Source organism: uncultured Duncaniella sp. (genome assembly GCF_910578445.1).
Lineage (GTDB): Bacteria > Bacteroidota > Bacteroidia > Bacteroidales > Muribaculaceae > Duncaniella.
The window spans coordinates 16,748-30,821 of sequence record NZ_CAJTQC010000016.1 but is presented as its reverse complement, the minus strand read 5'-3'; the positions used below and the strand labels follow the sequence as shown (position 1 = coordinate 30,821).

Sequence of the window (14,074 nt, the reverse complement as noted above, 5' to 3'; positions counted from 1 at the left end):
AATTTTGCGTGGGCAATTCTTTTTGATTGATTATGAAGATTTTTAGCACTGAACATATACGAAACATTGACCGCGTGACTATCGAGGAGGAAGGTGTCAGCTCGATGGAGCTGATTCACCGTGTGGCCGAAGGGGTGGTCAATGAGATTCTCAGCCGTTGGAGTCCGTCGAAACCCACCATGGTTTTTGCCGGTGCGGGGAATAACGGCGCTGACGCGCTTATTGTGGCCAAAATGCTGATAGAGGCCGGTTTCAATCCCCATGTCGTGCTTATCAATGTGAAGGGCGATTCGCTTTCGCCTGACTGCCGGGCATGTCGCGACGAACTTCTCAGCATCGGCAATGTGGCCATGACTGAGATTGTGCATACTTCCCACATCCCGACACTTACATCCGACCATCTCGTCATCGACGGTCTTTTCGGCACAGGCCTGCGCAATCCCCTTGAGGGAGGCTATATGGCTATGGCGCGCTACATCAATGAATCAGGAGCGACCGTCGTGTCGATTGATATACCTTCAGGCATGTATGGCGACTGGAATTCGCGCATTCTTGCGCGCAATGTCGTCCATGCCGACCTCACTGTCGCCGTGCAGTTCCCGCGGCTCGCGTTTTTCCTGAGCGACAATGCTCCCATTGTCGGGCAATGGAAGGTGGTCGACATCGGTCTGAGCCGACGTGCCATCGAGCAGACCCCTACGAAATATTTCTTTATAGAGAAAGATGATGTCAGACGTGTGCTCAAACGCCGTCCCGATTTCTGTTCGAAGGCTGATTTCGGCCATGCGCTGCTCTTCACCGGATGCTACGGCATGATGGGCGCAGCTGTGCTTGCCGCGCGCGGAGCTTTGCGTGCCGGTGTGGGCAAACTGACCGTCCATGCTCCACGCTGCGGTTTCAATGTGCTCCAGACGGCAGTGCCCGAGGCTCTTTATATCCCTGACCGTAATGAGAACGTGATTTCCGACATGACTCCGCGTGTCAACTTCACCGCTATCGGTGTAGGGCCGGGCATAGGCACGAACGATGCCACCCGTGGCGCGCTTGAGACACTCATAAAGACCATAAAACGGCCGATGGTGTTCGACGCTGATGCCCTCAACATCATCTCCCGCACTCCCGCGCTCATGGACCACATCGCTCCCGGCTCGATTCTCACACCTCATGCCGGCGAGTTTGACCGCATATTCGGTTCGCAGGCTTCGTCCGAGACCCGTCTGCTCAGAGCGCTCGAAGTGTCACATAAATATAAGGTGATAATTGTGCTTAAAGGCCGTTACAGCGCCACCGTCCGTCCTGACGGCAAAGTCTTTTTCAATTCGACAGGCTCGGCGGCTATGGCTACAGCCGGAAGCGGCGATGTGTTGACCGGCATCATCACCTCACTGCTCGCTCAGGGCTACAAGTCGGAGATAGCGGCCACGGCTGCGGTCTACATCCACGGTCTTGCCGGCGATATCGCCGCACATGTCGAGGGTGAATACGGTTCGCTTTCGGGCGACATCGCTTCCTGTGTGGGCAAGGCTATAAAAGCCATCATGCAGGTGTAGGTTTTTAGAATTTAAGAGTTTAAAATAAAGAGTTTAAAAGGTTAAAAACTTTTCGATATCATTATGAGAAAGTTATTGTCTATATTGCTGCTGGGCGCTTTGGCTGCAATTCCGTCCGTGGCACAGACATCGTCGAAGCTGACAGCCACAAAGGCGAGCGAGTATGGCCTAATCTACACTCTTCCGCTGACAGCTTTCGAAGTTACGATAGCCGTCGAGAAGACTGTCAACACTCCCGGCGAGTTTTATCAGTATGCCCGCAAGTATCTGAGCACAGAGCCAATCATGAAGCCGTCCACTTCGTGGCACATCACAGAGGCTGTCGTCAATCCCGTGGCTATAGCCGACGAGGAGGAGCGCTATCTTGCCACATTCAAGGGCGGCAACGGTACGTTCATGATGGTGAGCGACAGTAATTTCCCTCTTTCGATAAACGATGAGGCTTACGAGGCGGCGGTTGAACTGACAGAACTGCCGAAAGCAGTAGCGCCCGCGCCCACAGTGCTCCAGAAGCCTATCGCACAGCAGGCTGTCACCCCCGAAATGATTCAGAGCCGTTCATCGGCTAAAAAGGCTGAACTTGCGGCCGATAAAATTTATGAACTTCGCAACAACCGTAACGAAATCATATCGGGGCAGGCGGATGCCATGCCGTCTGACGGTGCTGCCATGAAACTGGCTCTCGACCAGCTTTCAGGACAGGAGGAGGCTTTGACCGCAATGTTTCTCGGGACTGTCCAGAAGTCTGTCGAAGTACGCACATTCACCGTCTACGTCCCTGAAGAGGGTGAGCCGGAGCGTATAGTCGTGGCCCGTCTTTCGGCTGCCGAGGGGCTTGTCGATGCCTCTGACCTGTCGGGCGATCCTATCTATATGGAGATTAAGCCTGTGACACGTGGCGAACTGCCGGTCAATGACAAGGGCGTTGCCAAGTCTTTCCCCAAGGGAGGAGTCGCCTACCGTATTCCGGGGTCAGCGTCAGTGTCGTTGAGTTTCGACGACAAGACCTTGGTCAATAAGGAGTTTGATGTCGCACAATATGGTGTGGTTTTCGGTCTCGACCCAAGCCTCTTTACCGACAAGCGTCAGCCCGCCTATCTGCATTTCAATCCTCTCACCGGCGCGGTCCGCGAACTGGGCACAACAAATTGATTCCGGCGATTTAAGTCCGGAGAAGACATAAGAGGATATTCGACCATCCTCAAAGAACGGTATTGGAGATGTCTGTCAACAGATGTCTCCGATGCCGTTTTTTATATACCGGTTTGTATAATCGCACCTTTCCGATGTCGGGTGATAGTAAATTTGCACAATCTTCCCTATTCTTTCTTATCCTGTCCCCCTTACTCTAAACTTTGTCCCTTATCTCTCCTGATTATTCACACTTTAACCCTTAAACACACTCGTTACTATCTTAATTCTATGAATTTCAGACGAATGAAAGGCAAGAGCCGGGCTGCTATCCGTTTCCCGGCCGGAGCTTTGACACGGCGTGAAACAGAAATCTGCCATAACCTCCGCCCTCCGCTCCGTCGCACCGGTCTTGAAGCGGTCGGCCCTCCTGCCGAGATTCCCCTCGACCTGCCTATGCCGGGGCTGCGCCTGCTTCCCGGAGGCCGTATAGACAGTCCTGATGGCCGAAAATGGCTTGCGATGGAATATGATGGCCGCTTGGTCTGTCACGACGGCACTCGCTCGGTGATGCTTCCCGATGCACCGGGCCGACCGTCGGGCATTGTCAGTTGTGCCGGGCGCTATCTGGTTCTTATGGGTGCTGACGAAGCTCCGATGTGGCTACAGGCTGATACCGACGACGGCTGGACTTGGCATTCTGCAGCCGATATGCCTGAGCCTTTTGCGCTTGTCCGCAACGATGAATCTCCGCTGAGTGTCACGGTCGGTGGCGTGGAACTCCGTGGCGCATACACCTCGCGCTCCTCTCAGCTCTCTGCTGCCGACACCCGGACTGTGGGTCGTCTCGTCGGTGATGCCTATCGCTCGATAGCAGAGGCCGCCATGCAGCGTCAGGTCTATTTTCAGCCTGTCATTGCCCGCTACAGCCTCGTCGGCCACAACGGAGAGCTGTTATATGTCTCAGCGCCCGTAATGGTCATGCCACCTGACGGTCAGCAGCTTCTTGGAGTCGATTTTCTGTTGGGCGGTACAGGTTTCTCGACAATCTCCGTTGAGCGGATGACGGCTTCTGCGTTCACGCTGCGTCTGAAGCCTTGCATTCCTCTTTCGGGGCAATGGCTTGAGACGGTCAGCCGTGTAGTCTTGTCGGTCAGCCCGCAGCTTCATCCATTTGACAGTACGGATAATGCTCCCCATCGTTTCGGCTCTTTCTCGGCTACTTCCGGCTCGCTCCATGTCGGATTGCCCGGCCTCAATGATGCGGTTTCGGCTCTTGGAGGCGAAGGCTCGCGTCTGCGTTCCCTGACCGAAGCAGTCCTTGCCTCCCTGAGCGAGAGTCTCAGGCCATGTGCCACTTTCGGTTTTGACTCTTCTGCCTGTGAGTGGCAGGGCATAAGTCGGCCGGTCCGCACTCCTTCGCCGGGGCTTGACTCAGAGCTGTCCGACCTTCGTCGGCTTCTGGCTGTTTCCCATACGCCGCTTGGTCAGGACGAATCGGTAATGGCTTCGGTTGATATTCCTCATTGTCTGTGTGCCGGAGTGGCCGATATCGGTGGCGACAGCATTGCCTATGCCGGAGTTTCAGCAATGCGTTTTAGAGGGTGGCTTCCATGTGGCTTTGTCATTGCAAATCCCTCGCCCGGCGATGACTTTCCGGAGGCTGTGCCAGTGGCCGTAAAGATTGTTTTTGCCGATGGCAGCAGTTGTGTCCGTAGCGCCACTGTCAGTTCTTTCCGGCTTGGAGCACTGTCGCCGTTGCTGACATACCCGTCGGCCGACGCAGTGAGGATGGAGCTTTTCTATGAGCGTTATTTTCTCCGTGTCGAGCTCCGCCCCGACCCGTCGGGACGTTTTGCCTATTGGCTTGCCGACGACGGTTTGCCTGTCGTGATGATCCGCGACAGGCCGGCCTTTATTCTTCCGGCCGGGGCATCGCGACAGCGTCCGCTGCCATCGACTGTTGTCCTTGCTTCTGTCTCTCAGCCGCTTCGTCCTCTTGCCGTCACGCAGACATCTGAATCGCGCCCTGTGGCACTCATGGCTGTGTCTGGTTCGACAGGGGGATGGGATGCCGGCAGTGCGCGTTTCTACCTTTTCGGGAAAAATGGAGTGCAGTCTGTCACGGCTAATTCCACGCGTAGCCGTCTGACTGCGCGCACTCTTGACACGCGCGTAGTCGGTAGTAGTGATTCCGTGTGCAGTCTTGGCGGAAACTCGGTTGCCGTGCTGGCCGGCGACGACCTTGTGAGGATTACAGGCCAGAGTGTCGTGACTCTGCGCTCCTTTGTCTGTGCCGAAAGGCTCGCCCGTGATTCGGTAAGAGACGAGCTTATATGCTTCTACGGCCATGAAAAGCCTTGTCCTGAAAACTTCATGCTTGCGGAAGGCGACAATCTATCTCCTCTTTTTCCTGATGCGGTTGTCCATGACGATAAAGGCCGTATGCTCTACTCACGTTCATTTCCGTTATTGTCATCGCTCCTTGACGATGGTCAGTGTATATGGGCTACCGATGATAGCGGACGGCTCTATAATCTGTCGGCTTCACGGACTGATGCGTATGTCGATATCGCCTATCGCTCATCCGTGGCATCGCCGTCGTCCACTCCCGGAATATATGGATTCGAGATTCCTGTGTTCGGTGAAATTACAGGTGGGACTGTCGAAATCCGGGCTGACAACGGTATGGGTGTCACGCGCTCGAATCTTCTGACCTCGTGGGAGTTGAGCGGAGAAGTGGTTCATCTGCCGCCTCTGAGTGTTTTCGCCTGCCACAGCCACAATCTCATTTTGTCGATAAATCTTAATGTAAAGAATTTTATCCTGCAATGATACCACGCGATATACTTCTTGAGAATTCCCGTCGTAATGCCGCCTTGCTGCCTGTCCCTGACCCGGTTATTGGCGATGAATCCGACCCCGAGCGCCGTCCCTATTGCTTCAACGGCAAGACATACTATCTCCCGGCCGACATGCTTTCTGACCCTCGGCTCGGTGTGGCGGTCAATGAGACAGATTTCGCGCGCTTGCGTTTCAGATATGATTTCCCTTTCTGGGCTGTCAGCTGCGTGGTGATAACCGACAAGATGACTTCGGCCGATATTCCATTCCGCCTCAACCGTCCGCAGCGCAGGCTCGTCAGCCTCCTTGAGACCGAGCGTCGGGCCGGACGTCCGCTTCGTCTGATTATGCTTAAGGCTCGGCAATGGGGCGGTTCGACACTTATCCAGATTTATTTCGCATGGATTCAGATAGTCCATTGCCGTAATTGGAATTCTCTTATATGTGCCCATGTCAAGGATACGGCGGCCACAATACGCGGAATGTACAGCAAGCTCCTCGCCCGCTATCCCTCGGATTATTGGGATGAGGATGTGCGTCCTGAGTTCAGGCCATTCGAACGGATGTCGAACACTCGTCTCATTCCGGGACGCGAATGCAAGGTGACAGTCTGTTCGAGCGAGAATCAGGAGGCGACGCGCGGTCTTGACTGTGCGCTTGCCCATCTCAGCGAGGTGGCTTTCTGGAAGGATTCTCCGCGCCACAGTCCGGCCGACCTCATGCGTTCTGTCACTTCGGGCATAGCCTCAAAGCCGCTGTCGTTCATCGCTATGGAGAGTACGGCCAACGGAGTCGGCAACTTTTTCCATCGCGAATGGCTGAGAGCCAACACTCCGGGGGCGAGCGATAAGATTCCGTTTTTCGTCCCTTGGCACGAAATCGAGATTAACCGCAGTGAGGTCACAGATCCCGATGCACTGTGGGATTCGATGGATGACTACGAGCGTCGGTTGTGGTCTGCCCACGGCTGCACGCTGGAAGCGATAAAGTGGTATCATGAGAAGCGCATGGCTTTCTCCGACCACCGTTCGATGATGGCCGAGTATCCGACCACACCTGCCGAGGCTTTTTCATCGACTGTCCGCAGTGTGTTCAGCTCGGAGGATGTGGAGGCTCTGCGCGACGGATGCCGCCTGAAGGGTGAAAGGGGAGAGGTCGTGATGTCCGATTGCGGTGACACGTCGCTATGCGTCGCGCCGAGGTTTGTCCCTTCGCTCGACGGGGAGTGTGAGCTGTGGCGACATCCGCGCCCGTGCGGTGACTATATAGTCTGTGTCGATATCGGTGGTCGCACGCGTGACGCGGATTTCTCGGTCATCTGCGTTCTTGACCGTCATAGCGACTCGGAGAGTGCGTTGCCTGAAATTGTGGCCCAGTGGCGCGGGCATATCGACCATGACCTGCTTGCACGCAAGGCAGAGGCCATTGGCCGCTATTATGGCGACGCACTGCTGGTGGTCGAGAGCAATTCTTGGGAAAGTTCCTCGGAAGGCGAGGGGCGCTATATCCTCGACACTCTTTCGGCCCGCTATCCGAATCTCTATTTTCGCCCCGGAGGCAACGACGGAGTGGCGCAGACTGTAGGTTTCCACACCAACATGCGCACCAAGCCTGCCATCATAGCTAACCTTGTCGCCTGTGTGCGTGACCGTGGCTATGTCGAGCATTCGTCGGCTGCCTGCGACGAACTTCTGCAGTATGAGGCGCATCCCGATGGCTCTTATTCCGCCTCGCGCGGTTGTCATGACGACATGCTTATGACCCGCGCCATCGCTCTCTATATCCATGCCACGACACGCCTTGCATCGCCATTCAGGTTTGACGACAGGACTCTCAATGCCATACTTGACCGTTGCACACGGTAGAGCCCGTTACGTTGCGACGAAAAAAATACTACGCCTGTCCCCGGTTGTCCGGGGGCAGGCGTAGTTTCGTTTGCTATAGGAATAGAATTTTTATTTCTTCTTGTCGATGTCGTTGAGAAGAGTGGTGACGGCAGCTGAAATCTGGTCGTCGATTCCAAGGACGATTTTTGCAGGGTCGTTGGCTACCTTCACGTCGGGTTCGAGTTGGGTGTTTTCAAGATAGTTTCCTTCTGCTGTCTTGAATCCTACTACCGGGATGCCGAATGTCAGCGACGGGTCTTGCATATTGACCCAGTTTACCGAACTCATTGTTCCGGGGACAGGCATGCCGACGATTTTGCCGAGACCAACGTGGCGGTACACCCACGGAGTGCCGTGTGCGTTTGAGTAGTTGGCTTCGCCTGTGAGCATGATTGAAGGCTTGTTCCAGCGGCGTGAGGGCATTTCGCCTGCTACAACTCCCTTGATTTCCTGAGTGAGATACTTCTTTCCGCTGAAGAGCACTTCGATGTCCTCGTGCAGACGGCCTCCGCCGTTGAAGCGGGTGTCAATCACGATTCCGTCACGTTCGTTGTACTTGCCGAGCAGGTCAGCATAGATTGTGCGGTAACTTGCGTCGTTCATTGAGCGGATGTGCACATAGCCGAGGCGGCCGCCTGAAAGCGAATCGACGAGGTGTGCGTTGCGCTTCACCCAGCGGTTGTAGAGAAGGTCGGTCATGCGTGTGGTGGGAAGCACGACTTCTTCCTCCTTCTCGCCTGAGGGAAGTGTGAAGCTGACGAGTGTCTTTTTGCGTGAGATTCCGTTGAAAAGCGGGGTATAGTCGCTCTCGGAGTCGATTGTGACACCGTTGATGGCTGTGACGATTGCTCCCGGCTTCATGCTGGAATCTGCATGGCCGAACGGGCCGCCTTCCACGATTTCCGCAACCTTGAGGCCCGGACCTTCGTAGCTCATGTCATAGAGCAGACCGAGCGATGCGGTCGGTTCTTTAGCTCCGTCGCCATAGTAGCGTGTGCCGGTGTGCGACACGTTGAGTTCTCCGAGAAGTTCGCTTGTCATTTCGGCGAAATCAGCGTTGTGGTTGATGTGGGGGAGGAACTTGCGGTATGCCTCGCCCATCTTCTTCCAGTCTACGCCGTGCATCTTGGGGTCGAAGAAGCGTGCGTCCTCTTCCTTGAGAATGTAGTCGTAGAGATATTCTCTTTCGGCCGCAGGATTAAGTTTGCGAGTTCCGCTGACGGTGATTCGTTCCATCTTTCCGCCGGGAAGGCTCATTTTGCGCATCGACGACGAGCCGAGGAGGAAGAGGTTCTTGCCTTCCGCGTCGGGAGTCATCGTGAGTCCGGGCGAGTCGAGCTTGTTGGCAAGGCTCACGTCACCTTTGCGCAGATTCATTTTCCAGAGGTCATAGCCGCTGTCGAATGCAGCGAGAAACCACAGGTTGTCGCCCTTGTCGTCGATATAGATGTCGGCCATGTCTGACGAGAACGGTGTCAGGCGCACGATGCGGTCGCTGATGCCGTCAAGTTCGATGTTGATATCCTTTGATTCCTTCTTTTTGTTTGCATCGTCGATTTTTGATTTCTTGGAATCCTTCTGGTCTTTCTTTTCTTTCTCGGCCTCTTTTTTCTTTCTTGCCTCCTTCAGCTCTTTCTGGAGTGCGAAATCCTCGGGCGAGAGACGGTAGCGGTCATAGGCGGCGCGGTTGGTGAACACGAGCAGTGCGTCGTACTGCGCTCCCCACGAAGCTTGGCTGCGCATGCCGTAGCGGTCGCTAACAAAGAGGATTGCGTCGCCACCCATCACCCAGCGGGGACTGTAGTTGGAATATGATGAGTTTGTGATGTTGGTAATCTCGCCGGTCGATGCGTTGATGATGGCTATGTCATAGTAGGGGCTGCGGCGGTGCATGTCGACCTCGGCTGCAAGCCATTTGCTGTCGGGCGACCATGAGAAATTCAGCTTGCCGGTGCGCGAGTTGCAGATATTACCCTTGGTGAGCTGTGTGACCTTGCCTGACTTGATGTCCATGACAGCGATGTCGCGGCGGCCTATCACGAATGCCATCTTCTTGCCGTCGGGCGAGATGAGGGGATGTGCGCGGTCAACCTTGTCGCTTGTCTTGAACATCGGCTCTTCGTCGATGAGGGTTGCATTGGGGAAGTTGAGGTCGTCTTCACGCGCGATTTTTGCACGATAGATGTTGTAGTGGCCGTCGCGGTCTGAACTGTAGTAGAGCGTACGGTTATCATCGCCCCAGCTGATGGAGCTTTCTTCCTGCGGGGTTGTGGTAATCTGCTTTGTGGTCGGATATTCCACAGATGTCACGAAGATATCGCCGTGGTTGACGAAGGCAATCTGCTTGCCGTCGGGCGAGGGGACTGCTCCGCGTGTGCCGGTGGTGAAACGGGTGATTACGTCGGGCTGGCTCTCGTCGGCTACGATGGAGATGTTGACCTTCGAAGGCTTGCCACCCTGACGCATGGTGTAGATTTCGCCGTCGTAGGTGAATGCGAGTGTGCCGTCAGCTCCACGCGAGAGGAAGCGCACCGGGTGGGTCTTGAAGTCGGTCAGAGCGGTGATTTTCGAGGGATTGGAGAGCTGCATGGAGTAGACGTTGAATGTCCCGCCGTCGCGTTCGCTCAGGAAATACAGAGTCTGGCCGTCGGGTGTCACAACCGGGCTGCGGTCTTCGCCTGCATGCTCGGTGAGGTTGGTGTGGCGGCCGGTAGCGGCGTCGTATTTCCAGATTTCGCGGGTGACAGACGACGTGTGGTGCTTGCGCCACTGGTCTTCACCGCCTTTACGGTCAACATAGACAAACGATTTGTTGTCGGGCAGATAGCTGATGGCTTCTGCCGGAGTGGAGAGAATCTGTCGCGGACGTCCGCCTTTCACGGGCACTGAATAAAGCTCTGTCTGCCATGCGGCCGGAAAGAGCAGGGCCGAGGGTGCGTCCTGAATCGAGGCCGAGTAGACCACCGATTTGCCGTCGGGGGTGAATGCGTGGGGAATTTCGGCGGCAGAGTGGTAGGTCAGGCGTGTCGCTTCGCCTCCATCGGCGCTCATGATATAGATGTCAGTACCTCCGTTGCGGTCGCTTGCAAAGGCTATCATCTTTCCGTCTGGCGACCAGACGGGTTCTGATTCGTAGGACTGGACGGTGGTGAGCTGTCGGGCCTGTCCGCCGCTGACGGGCACGGTGTAGATGTCGCCTTTATAGGTGAAGGCGATTGTCTTGCCGTCGGGCGAGATGCGTACATCGCGAAGCCATAGCGGGGTCACCGCGCCTGCGCCCAGAGTGGCGCTTAAAAGCACTGCGCTGATAATGGTTTTCTTCATAAGGTCGGTGAGGTGTATGTTGGTGAATTTGTTAGAGGCCGTTTTTTTGTAGCCTCAGACTTTAGTTACGTAGTTTGCGTTTCTGCAGATAATCGGCCATCCAGACACCCAGCAAAATCATTGCGCAACCGGTGTAGCCGATGAACGAGATTTTTTCACCAAGGATGATGAAGGAGAACACCAAGGTGACTACTGGCTGGAAATACATGTAGTTTGAGGCTTTTACTGCACCGATTTTCCCAATGATGACCGCCCACATCAGATAGGCGAACAGTGAGCAGAATAGTGCGAGAAACAGGATGTTGCCAAACAGTTTCGGTTCGAGCAACACGGTCGGTGGGGTAATCGACGGTTCGATGAGCAGGAACGGGATGGCAGTCAGCACTCCGTAGAAGAATGTCTTGCGGGTGATGAAGAGTGCGCTGTAGAGAGGGTTGAGCTGCTTGAGGACTATGCTGTAGATAGCCCAGCAGAAGGCTGCAAGGAGCGACAGCAGGTCGCCGAGAGGATTGATGCTGAGATTGAAACTGCTGTTGAAAATCACAAGTCCGACTCCGAGAAAGGCTACCACCGAGCCAAGAATGGTTTCTTTGCCGGGGCGGTCGGACTTATAGATGAATCCTATGAGCAGGACAGTCAGGAGAGGAGACAGGGAGGTGATGAGCGAGACGTTGCTGACAAGAGTGTATTCAAGCGCGACGTTTTCGGAGATGAAATAGATAGAGCCACCGAAAAGACCTGCAAGCATGAAAGTCACCTCATGTCGCAATGAGTTGCAGAATATCTTTTTGTGACAGATCAGCAGCATCGCAAGATAGGCGATGGCAAAACGGTAGATGTAGATTTCGATAGGGTGCAATCCGTTGTCGAGGAGCACTTTTGTGGAAATAAACGAGACTCCCCAGCCAATGACAGCAACAGCGGCCCCTACATGATAAAGCAAAAGATTGCCTTTCGGAGAAAAACGCTTTGTCGACATGACGATAGTTCATAGAATGCCGCAGTTTTTTTTGTATCGGCACTCTGTTTAAGGTTAACCTTCGTTTAAGACCCTCCGCATCAATAATGTTTTCAAGGTGTTTTTAGGGTCGGTCATGCCAACGGAAGGACTTGACGTCGTCATAACCGATGGCAAAATTAAGAAATTTTTATCAAAGATTGCGATTAAGGGAAAAACTTTATTTTTTTGAATACGTATTATAACTATACAGACGCTTTATGGAGAAAATATCGTAATGCGTAGATTTTATTGGGAAGTCTATGAATTAATGCCTATTTTTGCGTCGAGATTTAACACGTTAACTTAAAAAATGAAAAAATGAAACTCGCAAAAGCTTTAGGAATTCCTGCAATGGCTCTCTGTGTACTTCTTTCAACGGGATGCTCATCATGGACAAATACAGGTAAGGGCGCTGCCATCGGCGGCGGTGGCGGTGCGGCTCTCGGCGCAGGCCTCGGTGCGCTTATCGGTGGTGGCAAGGGCGCTGCGATCGGTACTGCGATCGGTGCGGCTGTCGGCACAGGTGCTGGCGTTCTCATCGGCAAGAAGATGGACAAGCAGCAGGCTGAATTGCAAGCCGAGCTCGCAAAACAGGCTGAAATCAAGCAGGTGACCGACGAAAACGGTTTGCAGGCCATTCAGGTTACTTTCAACGGAGGTATTCTCTTCCCCACCAATGGCACGACTCTCAGCGCGAGCGCTCGCACTGACCTCAGCAAGTTTGCCGCTTCGCTGATCAACAACCCCGGCACAAACGTGCAGATCTACGGTTACACTGACGATACCGGCTCGCTTGCCGTCAACGAGCGTGTGGCAACCGGTCGTGCTGACGCTGTGCGCAATTATCTTCTCAATAGCGGTGTCGCTGCGACCCGTCTTTCAGCTGAAGGTCTTCCTATGCAGGATTATATCGCATCAAACGCTACTGCCGAAGGCCGTGCGCAGAACCGCCGTGTCGAGGTCTACATCACTGCAAGCAAGGAAATGATCGAACAGGCAAATCAGGGCACACTCAAGTAAGATGGTGATGTCCGAAGGTCTTTAATCAAGACATATAATCATCAATTCTTTTCATAAGGCAAGGAGGAAACAGACTTTCAATCTCTGTTTCCTCCTGTTATTTTGTCCGGCAGGCATCCGCATGGGCTGAGGCCGGATATATGCTTTGTTGATGTCGGTGTCGCTTGTGAGATATTATTTCAGGCAGCGTATTTCGTTATAGATGAGGTTGAGCACCGTCTGTCCGGCTGCTTCGAGCGATGATGGATCGATGTTTTCGAGTGTGTCGTCTGTCGTATGCCATGTCGGGGCGAATGTTCCGGTCGACTCGTTTTTCGATTCGATGATGTCGATGGCCGGGATGCCTGCATCGTTGAGGAAAATATGGTCGTCGATTACCGCGCCGCCGCTCTTGTTGACAAAACGGTTCTCATAGCCGGAGCGGGCTGCCATCGACCATACCTTGTCGACAAGTTTCGATGCGTTCTGGTCTGAGAAGTATTCACGGTGGAATTTTGCGTCCATTCCGCCCACCATGTCGAGCAGCACGGCGTATCGTGGCAGAGAATCCGAATGATAAGGCATGTTATCGACCCAGTATTGTGTTCCGAGACACCACGATGAGTCATGGGTCGAGAATCCGGAGGCCTGCCCGTAGTCTTCGGCGTCGACAAGCAGGATGTCTACTCCTACCGGAGCTTCAGTCTCGTTGAGGTGGCGTGCCACTTCAAGCAGGACCGCTACACCGCTGGCGCCGTCGTTAGCGCCGAGCACCGGTTTTAGGCGGTTTTCCTCATTTTGGTCGGAGTCACACCACGGACGGGTGTCGTAATGTGCGAGAAGGAGTATGCGGTCTTTGATTTCGGGGTTGTATGATGCCATTATGTTGCCGATAGGGAGGCGGTCGCCGTTGAAGGCTGTGACCTCGCCTGTCTGTACATTGACATTCTGCGCGCCGTGGCGTTTGAACTCGTTGACGAGATATTCACGGCAGAGGCGGTTTCCTTCTGTCCCTGACACGCGCGGCCCGAAAGCAAGCTGGCGTCTTACATAAGAATAAGCGCTGTCGCGGTTGAAGCGTGCAGGGGTCTTGATCCGTTTTTCTTCCTGACGGTTGTGTGTGGCCTCACCGTTAGAAGCGGTCGGACGACAGCTTGTGGCTCCCATGGTAGCAATGATGCTTAACAGGGCTGTGATTAAATATCCTTTCATGACTCTGCTGGCAGTGTTAGGGTGGTTAAAAGAAGTTGATTTACTTTACTCTGCCTTATGTTTCGATATGGTTAAAGTATGGCACAGCAAAGTTACAACATAGTTACAATACTTCGACAATCCAGTTA

8 protein-coding genes are annotated in these 14,074 nt (G+C 54.1%); 5 read left to right on the top strand and 3 right to left on the bottom strand.

The annotated features are described in order from the left end of the window. Window positions 1-32: 32 nt before the first annotated feature. From QZ311_RS07830 to QZ311_RS07815, 4 genes are all read left to right on the top strand, one after another. Window positions 33-1,550 carry an NAD(P)H-hydrate dehydratase gene (locus QZ311_RS07830; RefSeq protein ID WP_297066358.1) on the top strand — a complete coding sequence of 506 codons (1,518 nt, stop codon included), beginning with the start codon at window positions 33-35 and terminating at the stop codon, window positions 1,548-1,550. 63 nt (window positions 1,551-1,613) lie between these two features. Beyond that, window positions 1,614-2,702, top strand: coding sequence for a DUF4831 family protein (locus QZ311_RS07825; RefSeq protein ID WP_297066355.1), 1,089 nt, complete (start codon window positions 1,614-1,616; stop codon window positions 2,700-2,702). A 270-nt stretch (window positions 2,703-2,972) separates the two neighbouring features. After that, a complete protein-coding gene (locus QZ311_RS07820) occupies window positions 2,973-5,516 on the top strand; it encodes a hypothetical protein (protein WP_297066352.1) in 2,544 nt (847 codons plus the stop codon). After that, window positions 5,513-7,390 (top strand): hypothetical protein, encoded by a 1,878-nt coding sequence (locus QZ311_RS07815; protein ID WP_297066349.1) that lies wholly within the window; start codon window positions 5,513-5,515, stop codon window positions 7,388-7,390. Before QZ311_RS07820 ends, QZ311_RS07815 begins: the two co-directional genes overlap by 4 nt. Window positions 7,391-7,480: 90 nt before the next feature. Here QZ311_RS07815 and QZ311_RS07810 read toward each other — a convergent pair whose 3' ends face one another. Together QZ311_RS07810 and QZ311_RS07805 are read right to left on the bottom strand one after the other, a co-directional pair. Beyond that, window positions 7,481-10,735 (bottom strand): S41 family peptidase, encoded by a 3,255-nt coding sequence (locus QZ311_RS07810; protein ID WP_297066347.1) that lies wholly within the window; start codon window positions 10,733-10,735, stop codon window positions 7,481-7,483. 61 nt (window positions 10,736-10,796) lie between these two features. Continuing rightward, window positions 10,797-11,714 (bottom strand): DMT family transporter, encoded by a 918-nt coding sequence (locus tag QZ311_RS07805; RefSeq protein WP_297066343.1) that lies wholly within the window; start codon window positions 11,712-11,714, stop codon window positions 10,797-10,799. A gap of 339 nt (window positions 11,715-12,053) precedes the next feature. Here QZ311_RS07805 and QZ311_RS07800 point away from each other — a divergent pair, with 339 nt between their 5' ends. Next, entirely contained in the window at window positions 12,054-12,755 is a 702-nt protein-coding gene (locus tag QZ311_RS07800; protein ID WP_297066340.1) for an OmpA family protein, read from the top strand. Window positions 12,756-12,929: 174 nt separating this feature from the next. Here QZ311_RS07800 and QZ311_RS07795 read toward each other — a convergent pair whose 3' ends face one another. Continuing rightward, window positions 12,930-13,946 (bottom strand): M28 family peptidase, encoded by a 1,017-nt coding sequence (locus tag QZ311_RS07795; RefSeq protein ID WP_297066335.1) that lies wholly within the window; start codon window positions 13,944-13,946, stop codon window positions 12,930-12,932. Window positions 13,947-14,074 lie beyond the last annotated feature (128 nt).